14 protein-coding genes are annotated in these 15,385 nt (G+C 71.5%); 6 read left to right on the top strand and 8 right to left on the bottom strand.

Annotation, left to right across the window (positions count from 1 at the left end; genetic code table 11):
- Positions 1–36: 36 nt before the first annotated feature.
- The 3 genes from KUA19_RS38880 to KUA19_RS38890 all read right to left on the bottom strand — a co-directional run bounded on the left by KUA19_RS38880 (position 37) and on the right by KUA19_RS38890 (position 3,392).
- Positions 37–1,131, bottom strand: coding sequence for an alpha-hydroxy acid oxidase (locus KUA19_RS38880; RefSeq protein ID WP_308167898.1), 1,095 nt, complete (start codon positions 1,129–1,131; stop codon positions 37–39).
- A 490-nt stretch (positions 1,132–1,621) separates the two neighbouring features.
- A complete protein-coding gene (locus KUA19_RS38885) occupies positions 1,622–2,287 on the bottom strand; it encodes an ABC transporter ATP-binding protein (RefSeq protein ID WP_217404437.1) in 666 nt (221 codons plus the stop codon).
- Positions 2,288–2,369: 82 nt separating this feature from the next.
- Positions 2,370–3,392 carry an FtsX-like permease family protein gene (locus KUA19_RS38890; RefSeq protein WP_217404439.1) on the bottom strand — a complete coding sequence of 341 codons (1,023 nt, stop codon included), beginning with the start codon at positions 3,390–3,392 and terminating at the stop codon, positions 2,370–2,372.
- A gap of 151 nt (positions 3,393–3,543) precedes the next feature.
- On the opposite strand from KUA19_RS38890, the gene KUA19_RS38895 reads away from it, so the two are divergent.
- The 4 genes from KUA19_RS38895 to KUA19_RS38910 all read left to right on the top strand — a co-directional run bounded on the left by KUA19_RS38895 (position 3,544) and on the right by KUA19_RS38910 (position 6,209).
- Positions 3,544–4,731 (top strand): sensor histidine kinase, encoded by a 1,188-nt coding sequence (locus tag KUA19_RS38895; protein ID WP_217404441.1) that lies wholly within the window; start codon positions 3,544–3,546, stop codon positions 4,729–4,731.
- Complete coding sequence (locus KUA19_RS38900; RefSeq protein WP_217404446.1) at positions 4,728–5,348, top strand: response regulator; 621 nt, start codon at positions 4,728–4,730, stop codon at positions 5,346–5,348. Before KUA19_RS38895 ends, KUA19_RS38900 begins: the two co-directional genes overlap by 4 nt.
- A 308-nt stretch (positions 5,349–5,656) precedes the next feature.
- Entirely contained in the window at positions 5,657–5,941 is a 285-nt protein-coding gene (locus KUA19_RS38905) for a hypothetical protein (RefSeq protein ID WP_217404448.1), read from the top strand.
- Between the two features lie 40 nt (positions 5,942–5,981).
- Positions 5,982–6,209: a hypothetical protein gene (locus tag KUA19_RS38910; protein ID WP_217404450.1), complete on the top strand. Its 228-nt coding sequence runs from the start codon at positions 5,982–5,984 to the stop codon at positions 6,207–6,209.
- A gap of 42 nt (positions 6,210–6,251) precedes the next feature.
- Here the strand turns inward: KUA19_RS38910 and KUA19_RS38915 are convergent, their stop codons facing one another.
- The 5 genes from KUA19_RS38915 to KUA19_RS38935 form a co-directional block, all read right to left on the bottom strand.
- Positions 6,252–7,502, bottom strand: a complete 1,251-nt coding sequence (locus KUA19_RS38915; RefSeq protein WP_217404452.1) for a sugar ABC transporter permease — start codon at positions 7,500–7,502, stop codon at positions 6,252–6,254.
- Positions 7,499–8,329, bottom strand: a complete 831-nt coding sequence (locus KUA19_RS38920) for an ATP-binding cassette domain-containing protein (RefSeq protein WP_217404454.1) — start codon at positions 8,327–8,329, stop codon at positions 7,499–7,501. Before KUA19_RS38920 ends, KUA19_RS38915 begins: the two co-directional genes overlap by 4 nt.
- 29 nt (positions 8,330–8,358) lie before the next feature.
- Positions 8,359–9,465 (bottom strand): ABC transporter substrate-binding protein, encoded by a 1,107-nt coding sequence (locus KUA19_RS38925; RefSeq protein ID WP_217404455.1) that lies wholly within the window; start codon positions 9,463–9,465, stop codon positions 8,359–8,361.
- Between the two features lie 138 nt (positions 9,466–9,603).
- The gene (locus tag KUA19_RS38930; protein WP_254550818.1) at positions 9,604–10,461 is read right to left on the bottom strand and encodes a M23 family metallopeptidase; all 858 of its coding nucleotides are present in this window, start codon (positions 10,459–10,461) and stop codon (positions 9,604–9,606) included.
- Between the two features lie 378 nt (positions 10,462–10,839).
- Entirely contained in the window at positions 10,840–12,024 is a 1,185-nt protein-coding gene (locus tag KUA19_RS38935) for a cytochrome P450 family protein (RefSeq protein ID WP_217404457.1), read from the bottom strand.
- Positions 12,025–12,263: 239 nt separating this feature from the next.
- On the opposite strand from KUA19_RS38935, the gene ppdK reads away from it, so the two are divergent.
- Both ppdK and KUA19_RS38945 read left to right on the top strand, forming a co-directional pair.
- The gene (ppdK, locus tag KUA19_RS38940; protein ID WP_217404459.1) at positions 12,264–14,891 is read left to right on the top strand and encodes a pyruvate, phosphate dikinase; all 2,628 of its coding nucleotides are present in this window, start codon (positions 12,264–12,266) and stop codon (positions 14,889–14,891) included.
- Positions 14,892–14,983: 92 nt separating this feature from the next.
- A complete protein-coding gene (locus KUA19_RS38945; protein ID WP_217404461.1) occupies positions 14,984–15,331 on the top strand; it encodes a VOC family protein in 348 nt (115 codons plus the stop codon).
- The last annotated feature ends 54 nt before the right edge of the window (positions 15,332–15,385 follow it).

The raw sequence follows: 15,385 nt of genomic DNA on the forward strand, positions 1-15,385 counted from the left end.
GGGCTCCGGTTTGCGGGCGCTCCGGTTTGCGGGCGCTCAGGGTTGCGGGCGCTCGCCGGTGAGCACCGCGTCGCGGCCGATGTCGGCCAGCGTCGGCCGCCCCGTCAGCGCCATCGTGTGCTCCAGTTCGCCGGCCAGCAGCGACATCACGTGCGCGACGCCGTCGGCCCCGCCCGCGGTGAGCGCCCACAGCGCGGGGCGGCCGACCAGCACCGCCTCGGCGCCGAGCGCGAGGGCGACGAAGATGTCGCGTCCGGTGCGTACGCAACCGTCGACCAGCACCGGGCAGCGGCCCGCGACCGCCGCGACCACCTCGGGCAGCGCGCGCAGCGCGGGCACGGCACCGTCGAGCTGCCGTCCGCCGTGGTTGGACACGATGATCGCGTCGGCGCCGTACTCGACCGCGCGGGCCGCGTCCTCGGCGGTCAGGATGCCCTTGAGTACCACGGGCAGGTCGGTGACGCCCTTGAGCCAGGCCAGGTCGTGCCAGGTGACGGTCTGGTCGAAGGTGAGCGCGGCATGCGTGGCGATGGAGGAGGCGCCGTCGCGGCGCTCGTGGGCGCTGGTCATCAGGGCTGGGTCCAGGTTGGCGGCGCGGATGTCGGGGTCGACGACGAAGCCGTTGCGCAGGTCGCGCAGGCGTTTGCCGATCCGGGGCGCGTCGACGGTCAGCACCAGGGCGCGGAACCCGGCGTCCTGGGCGCGCCGGGCCAGTTCGGCCAGGGCGGGACGCCGGCGCAGCCAGTACAGCTGCAGCCACAGCGGACCGGTCGCGGCGGCGGCGATCTCCTCGACGGTACGGCTGGCGAAGATGCTGGCCACGAACAGCGCGCCCGCGCGCCCGGCCCCGGCCGCGGTGGCGGTCTCACCCTCGGGGTGGAACATGCGGTGGTAGGCGATCGGGGCGACGCCGAGCGGCGCGGTCAGCGCCCCGCCGAGCAGTTTGCGCGTGGTGTCGATCCGCGACACGTCGACCAGCGTGCGCGGGCGCAGCAGCGCCCGGTCGAAGGCGGCCCGGTTGGCGTCGACGCTGAGCTCGGCGCCGCTGCCGCCGTCGAGGAAGTCCCACACGTCGCCGCGCAGGCGGGCGCGAGCCAGCGCCCGGTAGTCCTCGGCGCACAGGATCGACACCGCCACCTCCGCAGATCGGTCCCCAGTGGACCACACGCTAGTGATCCGATTGACGGCACACAATACCGGCGGCGGTTCCGCAATGATCTACGTCAGTGTGATTAATACGGCACTTTCAATGATTGGACAGCGGAAATGTCACTAGACTGACACTCATTGCAGTCTATCTGGACACTTCGGAACCGCTTTCTGAAGATCGAGGATTAGGCATCTTTCCTGCCGTCGCAACTATCGCTACGCTCCTCCCACGTACGGGTTCGCACCCTCCGGCGGCAGACCATGCAGCCGTCGTCGGAACGCGGACATTCGTCTCAATAGGACGCGGAGGAGGTGTGTGATCATGGAGGTCGGCAAGGAGGTCGGCAAGGAGGTCGGCAAGCGTGAGGTCGACGGCATCGTCGCCAACTGACGCTTTCCCCCGGAGCGCGGCCGACGGCCGCGCTCCGGCGCACTTTCAGCGGCGTGGCCGACGGCCGCGCCCCGGCGCGTTTCAGCAGAGCCCGCCGTCGCGCAGCGTCACCGAGCGGTCCGCCCGGCGGGCGTGCGCCTGATCGTGGGTCACCAACAGCGACGCCACGCCGTGCTCGACCGTGACAGCCCGGATCAGTTCGACCACGTCCACGCCCCGTTCGTGGTCCAGGGCCGAGGTGGGCTCGTCCAGTAGCAGCACCCGTGGTCGTCCCAGCAGCGCGCGGGCGATCCCGACGCGCTGACGCTCGCCGCCGGAGAGCTGGTGCGGCCGCCGGTCCCGCCGAGCCGCCAGCCCCACGCGGGTCAGCAGCTGCTCGGCCCGCACCCGGGCCGAGCGGACAGACTCGCCGCGTACGTGCGCGGCCAGCAGCAACTGGTCCAGCGCGGTCAGCGAGGGCAGCAGGTTGGCCTGCTGGAACACGAAGCCGATCCGTTCCCGGCGCAGTCCATCCCGGGCCCCGCCGCGCAGCCCGGCGGTCGCCACGCCGCCGACCCGGACCCGGCCGCTGTCCGGCGTGAGCAGCAGCCCGGCCACCGCCAGCAGGCTGGACTTGCCCGAACCCGACGGGCCCACCACACTCACCAGCTCACCCGGCGCGACGTGCAGCGTCACCCCGGCCAGGGCGGTCAGCCGCCGGTCCCCGTCGGGGTAGGTGACGCGGACGTCATCCAGTTCCAGGCTCATCGGATCGCCTCGTTTCCAGTCGTCGTCGTCGTCCAGCCGGTGCCCGGAGGCCGGGGGATGGCGTGGCGCGGCATCGGCTCGCTCATCGGGCGCTGCCCAGGGCGGTGATCGGGTCGACCGTGGTGACCCGCCGCACCGCGAGGACGGCGCCGAGCAGGCCCACGCCGACCATGGCCAGCAGCGGCGGGGCGATGGTCGAGGCGTCGGCGACGTACGGCACCGCGCGGGCGGCGAGCAGGCCGAGCCCGGTCGCGGCGCCCCCGCCGAGCAGCGCCCCGGCCAGCAGCACCACGGCGGCCTGGCCGACGGCGTCGCGCAGCAGGTAGGCGCGTCCGGCGCCGAGGGCTCGCACCACGGCGAGGTCGGGGGTGCGCTGCACCGTCCATACCGTGAAGAAGGCGCCCACGACCAGGGCCGACACGACCAGCAGCAGGCCTCGCATGAGATCGAGTGAGCCCTGTTCGGAGCTGAACCCGCCGACGGCGTCGCGGGCCTGCGCGCGGGTGCGCACCACGGTGCCGGGCACCGGCGCGGCGGGTGGCGCGGCCAGTGCCACCGCGGTCACCGTGTCGGTGCGAGCCGACGCCTGCCACACCGACAGCGGCAGGTAGACCACCGGCAGGTGGCTGAACGACGTCGGCTCGACCAGCGCGGACACCGTCTGCGGGTGCCCACCCAGCTCGACCGCGTCGCCGGGGGACAGGCCCAGCTCGGCGGCGAGATCGGCGGGCAGCGCCAGGCCGCCGGGCGCGCCGCGCCGCAGCGGCGGCAGCAGCGCCGCGTCGGCGCCGAAGACGGTGACCGCGGTGGTCCGCCCGCGCGCGGCCAGGCGGGTGGTGGAGACCCCCAGGGGGTACGCGCCCAGCGCCGCCACCTGCTCGGCGGTGAGCGTGCTGGTGGCGAAGGAGGCCTGAGCCCCGTCGGCGGGCTGCTGGAGGGCGAGATAGGCGGTGGGCAGTCGGTCGACCGCGGAGACGGCGGCGGCACGCAGCCCCGCCGTCAGCCCGGTCAGGGCTACGACCATCAGCGTCATCAGCGCGACCACTCCGCCCAGCAGGGCGAATCGGCCGCGCGCGAAGCGCAGGTCACGGATGGCGATGAACACGCGACCCAGCCTCGCCCGCCGAGGCCGCCCCGCCATCGGACCGCCGACGGGACCGGTGGAGGCGAACGTCGCACCCCCGTCTCCGTCGAAGGTTGTACGACCAGCCCGCCCCGGCTGGCTACGCTCGGTCGCATCATGAGCTGGTCACACCATGGGTAGGGCGCGGATCGACGCGCCGGAGCTGCTGCGCCGCGCCGAACACGCGCTGTTCGCCGCGCTGCTGCTGGTCGGCGCGGGCCAGTCCTGGCTCGACGGGGCCCACCTGGCCGCGACGGTGCTGGTGACCCTGGCCGTGGCCTGCTGGTACGCCGTCGGCATGGCCCTGTCGCGCCGGGCCGCCGGGCCGCGCCTGGCCGTGCTGTGGCTGGCCGTGCTGACCGCGCTGTGGGCGGCGCTGGTGGCGGTGTCGCTGAGCTTCGTCTGGCTCGCGTTCGCGCTGTTCCTGCTCTACCGCCAGCTGCTGCCCGACCGTTGGGCGCTGCCCGGCGTCGCGCTGCTCACCGCCGGTTCGATCACCGCCGTCGGCCTGCACCGGGGTCAGCTGGACCCCGCCGCGGTGCTCGGGCCGGTGTTCGGCGCCGCGGTCGCGATCGTCAGCACCGCCGTCTACCGCCGCCTACGCCGCGAGAGTGAGGCCCGCGCGGCCCTGGTCCGCGAGCTGACCGAGGCCCAGCAGCGGCTGGCGGCCACCGAGCGCCGCGAGGGCATCCTGGCCGAGCGGGAGCGGCTGGCCCGCGAGATCCACGACACCGTGGCGCAGAACCTGTCCAGCATCATCCTGCTGCTGCGTGCCGCCCGCGACGCCGCCGACGCCCGGCCCCAGCTGGAGATCGCCGAGCGGGCGGCCAAGGGCGCGCTGGAGGACACCCGCCGCCTGGTACGCGCGCTGACCCCCGCCGAGCTGGCCGGGCGCCCGCTGCCCGAGGCGCTGGAACGGGTCGTCGCCGACCTGCGCGACTTCGGGGTGCAGGCCCGGTTCGTGCTCGACGGCGAACCGTGCCCGCTGCCGACCCCGGTGGCGGTCGCGCTGCTGCGAGTGGCCCAGGGCGCGCTGGCCAACGTACGCGCGCACGCCGCCGCCGACCGGGTCGTGGTGACGCTGACCTTCCAGCCCGGCGCGGTACGCGTCGACGTCGCCGACGACGGCGTGGGCTTCGACCCGGCCCGTCCGGCGGCGGGTGCCTCGTCAGGCACCGGACTGGGCCTTTCGGCGATGAGCGGACGGCTGGCCGAGGTGGGCGGGACGCTGGTGGTGGAGTCGGCACCGGGCCGGGGCACCGCGATCAGCGCCACCGCGCCGCTGTCGGCCCCGGCTGAACCGGCCCTGGAGGCGGCATGATCACCGTGCTGGTGGTGGACGACCACCCGATCGTCCGGGCGGGACTGCGCGCCACCCTGGCCGCCGACCCGGGGCTGGAAGTGGTCGGCGAAGCCGCCGGGGGAGAGGAGGCGGTCCGGCTCGTCGAGCAGCTGCACCCCCAGGTCGTGCTGATGGATCTGCAGCTCGGGGCGGGGATCGACGGGGCGCAGGCGACCGCCCGGCTGCGGGAGCTGACCCGGCCGCCCCGGGTGCTGATCCTCACCACGTACGACAGCGACGCCGACATCCTGCGGGCGATCGAGGCGGGGGCGATCGGGTATCTGCTGAAGGATGCCGACCCGGGCGACCTGCGGGCGGCCGTACGCGCCGCGGCGGCGGGGGAGACCGTGCTCGCCCCGTCGGTGGCGACGCGGCTGGTGTCGCGGGTGCGCTCGCCCGGCGCCAGCCTCACCCCGCGCGAGGCCGAGGTGCTGCAACTGGTCGCGGCCGGGCACTCCAACTCCGCGATCGCCCGCCAGCTGTTCATCACCGAGGCCACGGTCAAGTCGCACCTGGTCCAGGTCTTCGCCAAGCTCGGCGTCGACAACCGCACCGCCGCCACCGCCGAGGCCCGCCGTCGCGGCATCATCCGCTGACGGAGGCGGTCGGCACAGCAGGTGCGTGGTCTCCGCCGGACCCCGCCCAGCACATGGTCCGCCCGCCCTGTTCCGCCGCAGGCGCGATGATCGTCGTTCGCGGTCACGACCTCGACCACAGGCCCAGGTTGTGTGACCGCAGCCAACGATCATCTGTTCGAGATCGCGGTCTCAGGACACTTCGCTGCGCGGCACCCGCCGAAGGCCCAGGTTCGGACCGCAACCGCTGGTCAACGGCGGCGGCACCCCCGAAGATCGCGGTCTTGGGTCAAGATTGCTGCGGCAAACCGTGTTCCAGCCCCGAAACGGTGATCCTCGAGCAGAGGGCGGCTGAGCGAGCGGTGCTGCAGAAGCACGTGGCGCTGCAGAAGCACGGTAGTGGAACCGTCGTTCCAAGGTGCGGTGTGATCAAACGACTGTTGTTCATGGTGGCCATCCCCCTGCTGCTGCTCGGAATCGCCCGCACCTGGTCGGCGGCGGCGGAGTGGGTGATCGTGGTCGCGGGTATGTGGATCGGCGACGACTTGGCCGCCACGGCAGAGCGCAGGTGGTGGGGCAGATCGAAGCCCGATGGGCCCACAGTCGGCGAGTGACTGAGGGCCGGGCGCCGGTCAGCGCTGGACGAGGGCGTCGATGATGATCGCGGGAGGAAGGGCGGTGCCGGTCATGGTGAGGTTCGCGCCGTTGGTGGTGGGGATCATCACGAGCATCGGCGTGGCGAGGTTTCTGCCCGTCGTCGTTCCCGGCCTGAATCAAGAGTTCGGCTATTTCATCACCGGTGGCAGCGTTGCGGTTGGCTACTCGGTGGCGGCGGTCCTCATCAGACGCCGCGAGGCGAAGCGTGAGCGGGAAACACCCTGAGTCGACCGCGCACCGTTGGTGTGCGATCTTGGTTTTGCCGTCTCAGCGGCCGTGGGAGGTGCGGGAGCGCTGGACCACGGCGTCGATGACCACAGCGGCGAGCAGGACGGTGCCCGTCACGATGAGGCGTACGTCCGAGGACAGGCTCAGCAGTTCCAGGCCGTTGGCGATGGCGCCGATGACCAGGGCGCCCAGCAGCGGGGCGTACCGGCGGGTGCGGCCGCCGAACAGGCTGGTGCCGCCGATGACCGCCGCCGCGATCGCGTTGATCAGCGTCTCGCCGCTGCCGGACTGCTGGTTGGCGAAGCCCAGCCGCATCGCGGCGACCACGCCGCTGACCGCGGCCAGGGTGCTGCACAGCATGAACACCGAGATCCGGATGACGTTGACGTTGATGCCCGCGCGCCGGGCCGCCTCGATGTTGCCGCCGACCGCGAAGATCTTGCGGCCGTACCCGGTCCGGCGTAGCAGCCAGTCGAAGAAGACGACGACCACGATCATGAACACGAAGGTCCACGGCACGCCCCGGTCCAGGTACAGCTTGGCCACGACCAGTTGCAGCAGCACGAACAGGATCACCGCGACCGCGATCGGCAGCCACAGCGGCATCACCGGCAGCTCGGCCGCGGCCCGCCGGCGCCGCGTCATCAGGTTGAACAGCAGGTAGAGCACCGGAATCAGCACGGCCAGCGCGATCGCCAGCCAGTGCGGCACGAACGAGAACTGCGCCAGCTTCACCAGCGTGCCCACCGGCGGCAGGTTGATGGTGCCCTGCTCGCCGAGGATGCGCAGCTGCACGCCCTGCCAGGTGAGCAGACCGGCGAGGGTGACGATGAACGACGGCACGCCGACCTTGGCGAAGATCGAGCCCTGGATGAGGCCGATCACCGCACCCGCCAGGACCGCCAGCAGCACCGCGGTCCAGGGCCCCAGGCCGTCGCGTACGTGCGTCACCAGCAGCACCGCCGCGGCGACGCCGCTGACCGAGCCGATGGACAGGTCGATCTCGCCCAGCATCAGCACCAGCGTGATGCCGGTGGCCATGATGCCCAGCGCGGCGATCTGCAGGCACAGGTTGACCAGGTTGAACGCGTTGAGGAAGGTCGAGTTCAGGCTCTGGAACACGATGACGATCAGGACCAGGCCGATGATGACGGGCAGCGACCCGATGTCGCCGGTGCGCAGGGTCTGCAGCCACCCGCCGACCGCCTCCTTCGGGGAGGACAGCTCGGTCGCCGGGGTGGGCGGTGCGACCGCCGGTCCGGGACCGGGATCGGTGACCGGATCGGTCATGACGCACCGCCTTCCGCGTCGCCGCGCTCGGCCGCTCCGCCGCGCTCGGCCGCCCCGCGCAGCCGTTCCATCCGCTCGGTGACCACGTTCTGGGTGGCGCCGGTGATCGCGGCGATGATCTGCTCGTTGGTGACGTCGGCAGTGCGGAACTCGCCGTTGTTGCGCCCGAGTCGAAGCACCGCCACGCGGTCGGCCACGGCGCGTACGTCGACCATGTTGTGGCTGATCAGCACCACACCAAGACCCCGTTCGCGCAGCCGCTCGACCAGGTTGAGCACCTGCGCGGTCTGCGCCACGCCCAGGGCCGCGGTGGGCTCGTCGAGCAGCACCACCCGCGGGTCGCCCAGCAGCGAGCGGGAGATGGCCACGGTCTGCCGCTGACCGCCGGACAGGGCGGCGACGGGCAGCCGTACGCTCGGAATCCGCGCCGACAGGTCGCGCAGCAGCTTGCCGCTGCGCCGCTCCATCTCCACCTCGTCGAGGCTGGCGCCGCGCTTGAGCTCGCGCCCGAGGAACAGGTTGCCGACCACGTCGAGGTTGTCGCACAGGGCCAGGTCCTGGAAGACGGTGGCGATGCCCAGCTCCTGCGCGGCGTGTGGGGTGTCGATGCGCACCTCGGTGCCGTTGAAGGTGATCGTTCCGCCGTCGGGCGGACCCACCCCGCAGATCACCTTGACCAGGGTCGACTTGCCCGCGCCGTTGTCGCCGACCAGCGCGACCACCTCCCCGGCGTGGACGTCGAGGTCCACGCTGGTCAGCGCCTGCACCGCCCCGAACCGCTTGTCGATGCCCCGCAGCGACAGGATCGGCCTGCTGGACGTGCTCATCGCCTCCCCCTCCGGGTCGCGGTGGCGGATCAGGACAGCCCGGCCGCCTGGCAGGCGGCGGTGTACGCCGAGGTGCAGATCTGCTGCACGGTGTAGAGGTCGTCCTTGACCACGGTGTCCTTGATGTTGTCCTTGTTGACGACCACCGGTTCGAGCAGGAACGACGGGATCGCGCCGGAGCCGTTGTCGACCGTCTTGTCGGTGGTCGGCTTGTTGCCCTTGACCAGGTCCACGGCCAGCTGCGCGGCCTGCTCGGCCTCGGGCTTGAACGCCTTGTAGACGGTCATGTACTGGTCGCCCGAGACGATGCGCTGGATGGCGGCCAGTTCGGCGTCCTGGCCGGTGGTGGGCGGCACCGGGTTGATGCCCGCGGCGCGCATGGCGGCGATGGCGCCACCGGCGGTGCCGTCGTTGGCGGCGTACACGCCGGCGAAGCCGTCCTTGCCCAGCTGCGCGATCTGGCCTTCCATGAACTTCTGCGCGTTCTCGGGCTTCCACTCGGGCGTGAAGTAGTCGGGCGTGGGCACGGTCTTGAAGCCGGAGCCGTCGAGCGCGCTGTGGGCGCCCTTGTTGAACTGCTTGGCGTTGTTGTCCGTGGGCGAACCGTTGATCATGACGATGTCGCCGGAGGTCTTGCCCTGCTCCTTGAGTCGGTTGACCAGCGCCTCGCCCTGCAACTGGCCGACGCGCTCGTTGTCGAAGGAGATGTAGTAGTCGATCGGCGCGTTCTGGATCAGGCGGTCGTACGAGATCACCGGCACGCCCTTGGACTTGGCCAGCGAGGCGATGGTGCCCGCGGCCGCGCCGTCGACGGGGTCGAGCACCAGCACCTTCGCCCCGTTGTTGAGCGCCGCCTCGGCCTGCTGCTGCTGGCGGCTCTGGTCCTGTTGGGCGTTGCTGTAGATGATCTCGCAGTCGGGGCACAGCTCCTTGACCTTGGCCTCGAACAGGGGGCGGTCGTGCTGCTCGTACCGGGTGGTCTGCGATTCGGGCAGCAGGAGGGCGATCTTCCCGCCGCCGGAGCCGCCGTCGCCGGTGTTCGAGCCGCTCTCGCAGCCGACCACCCCGAGGGCCAGCAGCGACGCGGTGGCCATGGCGAGCACGTGCCGCGTCCGTACGGCGTGACGCTTCCTCATGCGAACCTCCCTCACGGAATACGACAGATCGTATTACTCACACATTCGGGGCAAGTCGGTTCGCGAAATCCCATACAGTTCGGCCCGGACCCCTGGGGGGAGGTCCGGGCCGAACTATCGGGGGGTGGGTGTGAAGTCTCAGCAGCCGCTGATCGGGATGCCGTGGTCGCGCAGCCAGGGGGCGGGGTTGACCTGGTTCCACATGCCCGCGTGGATCTCGAAGTGCAGGTGCGGGCCGGTCGAGTCACCGGTCGAGCCCTCCAGGCCCAGCACGTCGCCGGCCTTGACCTCCTGGCCGACCGACACCTTGTCCTGGGACATGTGGGCGTAGTGGCTCAGGTAGCCGTTGTGGTGGTCGACCACGACCGAGATGCCGTAACCGCTGTACGCCCAACCGGCGCTGACCACGGTGCCGGCGCCGACCGCGTGGATCGGGGTGCCGCTGGGCATCGCGAAGTCGATGCCCTTGTGCATGGTGCCCCAGCGCGGGCCGAAGCAGGAGGTGATCTGCGCGCCGGGCAGCGGGATGGTCCACAGCGGCTTGGCGACCGGCTTCGGCTTGGGCTTGGGGGCCACGATCGGCTTGGGCTTGGGCTTCGGCGTCGGCTTCTTGGTCACCGTGGGCTTCGGCTTCGGCTTCTTGGTCACGGTCGGCTTCGGCTTCGGCTTCGGCTTGGGGGAGGCCGACGGGCTCGGGGAGGCCGAGGGGGACGGCGAGGCCGACGGGGTGGCGACCGGGCGGAGGGCGCGGCTGGCGCTGTCGGCGGCGATGAGCGCCCGCTCGGCGAGCGCGTCGGCCAGCGGGCCGGTGACGGCGCGGGGGGACAGCGCCACCGTCGGTGCCGCGTCGACCACGGTCGGCTGCGCGCCGGCGTCGCCGGGGGCGGCCTTGTGGAGCAGTACGAAGGCACCGGCTCCGGCCAGGGCAGAGGTGGTGACGGCGACCAGGGCCGTACGTGAATGACGGGCGAGGCCACCGCGGAGGCGGTCGGTCAGGCCGGCGACCTGCGTGCGGCCCTTGTCGGAGAGTCCGGGGGTGTTGTGTTTTGCACGTCGGAAGTAATTCACGGGGGTGGGGGCCTTTCGTTGTCGTCCTTGCCAACGAGGAAGGCCATCGTGCCTGGTCAGTGAGCCGACTCACCAGTCCTAGGGGGAATCCCTTGCCCCGGTCGGTGAGATTTCCTCCCCTTCTGATCCTGTTGCGTCCAGAAAAGGAGGGCTTGGGGGGATGTGATCTGACTCACACCAAGCCCGTTTTAGTGGCATTTTGAGCCGGCGGTGATCCTGTCCGGATAGGCGGCCGGCTCTCGATCGGGGTCCCGAAGGCCCCCCGTGGTCCCCCGATCGAGTAGCTCAGCGCACCGTGACAGTAACTCAGCGTAGAACTACCGGCAACTCGTCCAGTGCCCGCAGCAGCACCCCGGACTTCCAGTTCAGCTCGTTCAGCGGCCGGGCCGGGCGCATCTTCGGGAACCGGGTGAGCAGGTCGTGGATGGCGATCTGCGCCTCCAGCCGGGCCAGCGGCGCGCCCAGGCAGTAGTGCAGCCCGTGCCCGAAGGCCAGGTGCTGGTTGTCGGTGCGCGCCGGGTCGAACCGCTCCGGGTCGGCGAAGGCGCGCGGATCGTGGTTGGCCGACAGCAGGCTGACCATGACGATCGCCCCGGCCGGGACGACCACTCCACTGAAGTCGACCGGCTCCTTGGCCAGCCGCACCGTGGCCGTCTTCACCGGGCTCTCGATGCGCAGGAACTCCTCGATCGCCGCGGGCAGCAGCGACGGGTCGGCGCGCAGCCGGTCGGCCTGCTCCGGGTGGTCCAGCAGCAGGTGCATGCCGTTGCCGATGAGGTTGACCGTGGTCTCGTGCCCGGCGATGAGCAGCAGGAACACCATCGAGGTCAGTTCGTCCTCGGTGAGTCGGTCCCCGCCGTCGGTCGCCGCGACCAGCGCCGACATCAGCGCGTCGTCCGCGGTCTGCCGCTTGGCCCCGATCAGTTCGCGGACATAGCCGACCATCGCCATGATCGCCTTGCCGGCCTCCTCCGGCGGGGCGTAGGCGCCCGCGACGATGGTGTTCGACCACTCCCGGAAGCTCTCCCGGTCGGCCATCGGCACGCCGAGCAGCTCGCAGATGACCTGCAGCGGCAGCGGGAAGGCGTACGCGTCGAGCAGGTCGGCCTCGTCGGCGCCGTCGAGGCCGGCGAGCAACTCGTCCGAGATGCGCTGGACCGCGGGGCGCAGGTCGGCCACCCGTCGGGCGGTGAACACCGACGAGACCAGGCGCCGCAGCCGGGTGTGGTCCGGGGGGTCCATCGACAGCATGTGGCTGCTGACCGCGTTGTGGATCTCAGGAGGGAAGGCCATGGCGCCGCCGAGCCGCATCGGGCCCAGGTCCTTGGACAGACGGGGGTCCGACAGCGCCTTGCGGACGTCCTCATGACGGGTGACGAACCATACGGTGCTGTCGGCCTTCAGCGCGATCTCGTGGACCGGCGCCTCTTCGCGCAGCTGAGCGTAGACGGGATGGGGATCGCGGGTCGCTTCTGGACCGAACGGATGCATGTTCGGACGCTACCAATCAGCGGGCCGCGCGGCTGCCCTGTTCACGCATGCCGGTGAATACGTCGGGGCGGGTGCCGGGTGCGCGAGATGCGCGGTAGTGCGCGTGGGAACGCTCCCCAAAAACCGTACGAACGGCACAGACTTCGATTAGTGTGCCAATAATCACCAGGTCCTCCTAAGTTTCCTTACCCGGCGTTAAGGTCCCGCGCAAGACTGGGTGGTGGACTGGGAGGGTCTCGATGACGAAGTACGTGTACGACTTCGCCGAGGGTCACAAGGACCTCAAGGATCTACTCGGCGGCAAGGGTGCGAACCTGGCGGAGATGGTGCGGCTCGGGCTGCCCGTGCCGCCCGGCTTCACCATCACCACCGAAGCCTGCCGCGAATACCTGACTGCGGGCGAGCCGCCCGCCGAACTATCCGCGCAGGTCGACACGCACCTGGCCGCGCTGGAGCAGACGATGGGCCGCACCCTGGGCCAGCCGGACGACCCGCTGTTGGTGTCGGTGCGCTCGGGCGCCAAGTTCTCCATGCCCGGGATGATGGAGACCGTCCTCAACGTCGGCCTGACCGACGCCAGCGTCGGCGGCCTCGCCGCGGTCAGTGGCAACGAGCGGTTCGCCTGGGACTCCTACCGCCGCCTGATCCAGATGTTCGGCAAGACCGTCTGCGACGTGCCCGGTGAGGCGTTCGAACACGCACTCGACCAGGTCAAGGGCGGCCGCGCCGACGTCGAGCTGAGCGCCGACGAACTGCGCGAACTGGTCGGCACGTTCAAGCAGATCTTCGCCGAGCACACCGGCCGCGACTTCCCGCAGGATCCGCGCGAGCAGATGGACCTGGCCGTACGCGCCGTCTTCGACTCCTGGCACGCCCCGCGCGCCGTCGTCTACCGCCGCCAGGAGCGCATCCCCGCCGACCTGGGCACCGCGGTCAACATCGTGGCGATGGTCTTCGGCAACCTCGGTCCCGACTCCGGCACCGGCGTCGCCTTCACCCGGGACCCCGCCACCGGCGCGACCGGCGTCTACGGCGACTACCTCGCCAACGCCCAGGGTGAGGACGTGGTGGCGGGCATCCGCAACACGGTGCCGCTGCAGGACCTGGAGCGGCTCGACAAGGTCTCGTTCGACCAGCTCACCGACATCATGCACACGCTGGAGCAGCACTACCGCGACCTGTGTGACATCGAGTTCACCATCGAGCGCGGCAAGCTGTGGATGCTGCAGACCCGGGTCGGCAAGCGGACCGCCGCGGCCGCGTTCACCATCGCCTCGCAGCTGGTCGACGAGGGCCTGATCGACCTGGACGAGGCGCTACGGCGGCAGAGCGGTGCGCGGCTGGCCCAGCTGATGTTTCCCACCTTCGACGCCGCCGCCACCGGCGAGCCGATCGCCAAGGGCGTCGCCGCCTCGCCGGGCGCGGCCGTCGGGCAGGTGGTGTTCGACTCGGCCCGCGCGGTGGAGCTGGCCGCGCAGGGTAAGAAGGTGATCCTGGTCCGCCGGGAGACCAACCCCGACGACCTGCCCGGCATGATCGCCGCCCAGGGCATCCTGACCAGCAAGGGCGGCAAGACCTCGCACGCGGCCGTGGTCGCCCGGGGTATGGGCAAGACCTGCGTGTGCGGCGCCGACGCGCTCACCGTCGACACCGCCGCCGGGGAGTTCACCGTGCACGGCACGACCGTGCGCGAGGGCGACCTGATCTCGGTGGACGGCACCAGCGGCGCGGTCTACCTGGGTGAGGTGCCGGTGCAGCCCAGCCCGGTCGTTCGCTACTTCGACGGGGAACTCGCCCCGGATGTCGATCCGCTGGTCAGCGCCGTGCACCGGCTGCTCACGCACGCCGACCAGCGGCGGCGGCTGGCCGTACGCGCCAACGCCGACACCGGCGACGACGCCGCGCGCGGCCGTCGCTTCGGTGCCCAGGGCATCGGCCTGTGCCGCACCGAGCACATGTTCCTGGGCGAGCGCCGCGCCCTGGTGGAGCGGCTGATCCTCGCCGAGGGCGAGCGCGAGCAGGAGGAAGCGCTGGCCGCCCTGCTGCCGCTGCAGCGCGACGACTTCGTCGAGATCTTCCAGGCGATGGACGGTCTGCCGGTCACCATCCGCCTCATCGACCCGCCGCTGCACGAGTTCCTGCCGCCGTTGGAGGAGCTGGCCGTCGCCGTGGCCACCGCCGAGCACCCCGATCCGCACGCCGAGAAGCTGCTCGCGGCGGTGCGCCGGATGCACGAGCAGAACCCGATGCTGGGCCTGCGCGGCGTACGGCTCGGGCTGGTCATCCCGGGGCTGTTCGGGATGCAGGTGCGTGCGATCGCGCAGGCCGCGGTCAAGGTCCGCGCCGAGGGCGGCGACCCGCGCCCGGAGATCATGGTCCCGCTGGTCGGCGCGGTCCAGGAACTCGAGGCGGTACGGGTCGACGCCGAGCGGATCCTCAAGGAGGAGGAGCTGGCCGGAGTGCCCATCGGCACGATGATCGAGGTGCCCCGGGCGGCGCTGACCGCCGACCAGATCGCCGAGGCGGCCGACTTCTTCTCCTTCGGCACCAATGACCTGACCCAGATGGGCTGGGGCTTCTCCCGCGACGACGTCGAGGGCTCGTTCTTCAGCCGATACCTGGAGCTCGGGGTCTTCGGGGTGTCGCCGTTCGAGACCATCGACCGCGACGGCGTCGGGCGGCTGGTGCGCATCGCCGTGGCCGAGGGCCGCCAGGCCCGGCCCGACCTGAAGATCGGCGTCTGCGGCGAGCACGGCGGCGACCCGGACTCGGTGCGCTTCTTCCACGAGGTGGGGCTGGACTATGTGTCCTGCTCGCCGTTCCGGGTGCCGGTGGCCAGGTTGGAGGCCGGTCGGGCGGCGCTCTGACCGCGGTTTCGCGCCAGCCGAACTGCCCGTGGCAGATCGGGCATTCTGGGCGTACGCTGTCCGCACTCTGTCCACACCGGCAGGAGGCGGCGATGGGGCTGCACTGGCATGGCACCGCAGTGGACGCCGGGGATCCGGCGCGGCTGGCCCGCTGGTGGGCGGAGGTGCTCCACTTCCGCATCCTGGAGGAGCGTCCCGACGTCGTCGCCATCGCGCGCGAGGCGGGCTCGTACCCCGGCATGCTGTTCGTGAAGGCCGGCGCCGCGCGGGCCGGACGCAACCGGTTGCAGCTCGAACTGGCCTGCGACGACCTGGCCGCCGACATCGAACGACTGGTCGACATGGGCGCCCGGCACGTATCGGCCGCCGCCGCCCACACCCCGTGGACGGTCCTGGCCGACCCCGAGGGCAACGAGTTCCGAGTACTCCCACCAGCCTGACCCGCCCGCCCGCCCGCCCGCGCCCGCCCCGCCCGCGCCCGCCCCGCCCCGCCC

The sequence above is a fragment of the Catellatospora tritici genome (genome assembly GCF_019083965.1).
In the GTDB taxonomy this organism is placed as follows: Bacteria; Actinomycetota; Actinomycetes; order Mycobacteriales; family Micromonosporaceae; genus Catellatospora; species Catellatospora tritici.

Bases quoted from the DNA above. Each gene is read 5' to 3' on its own strand.
- KUA19_RS38900 (WP_217404446.1), top strand. From the start codon at position 4,728: ATGATCACCGTGCTGGTGGTGGACGACCACCCGATCGTCCGGGCGGGA.
- KUA19_RS38885 (WP_217404437.1), bottom strand. From the start codon at position 2,287: ATGAGCCTGGAACTGGATGACGTCCGCGTCACCTACCCCGACGGGGAC.
- KUA19_RS38945 (WP_217404461.1), top strand. From the start codon at position 14,984: ATGGGGCTGCACTGGCATGGCACCGCAGTGGACGCCGGGGATCCGGCG.
- KUA19_RS38895 (WP_217404441.1), top strand. From the start codon at position 3,544: ATGGGTAGGGCGCGGATCGACGCGCCGGAGCTGCTGCGCCGCGCCGAA.
- KUA19_RS38920 (WP_217404454.1), bottom strand. From the start codon at position 8,329: ATGAGCACGTCCAGCAGGCCGATCCTGTCGCTGCGGGGCATCGACAAG.
- KUA19_RS38915 (WP_217404452.1), bottom strand. From the start codon at position 7,502: ATGACCGATCCGGTCACCGATCCCGGTCCCGGACCGGCGGTCGCACCG.
- KUA19_RS38925 (WP_217404455.1), bottom strand. From the start codon at position 9,465: ATGAGGAAGCGTCACGCCGTACGGACGCGGCACGTGCTCGCCATGGCC.
- KUA19_RS38910 (WP_217404450.1), top strand. From the start codon at position 5,982: ATGATGATCGCGGGAGGAAGGGCGGTGCCGGTCATGGTGAGGTTCGCG.
- KUA19_RS38935 (WP_217404457.1), bottom strand. From the start codon at position 12,024: ATGCATCCGTTCGGTCCAGAAGCGACCCGCGATCCCCATCCCGTCTAC.
- ppdK (WP_217404459.1), top strand. From the start codon at position 12,264: ATGACGAAGTACGTGTACGACTTCGCCGAGGGTCACAAGGACCTCAAG.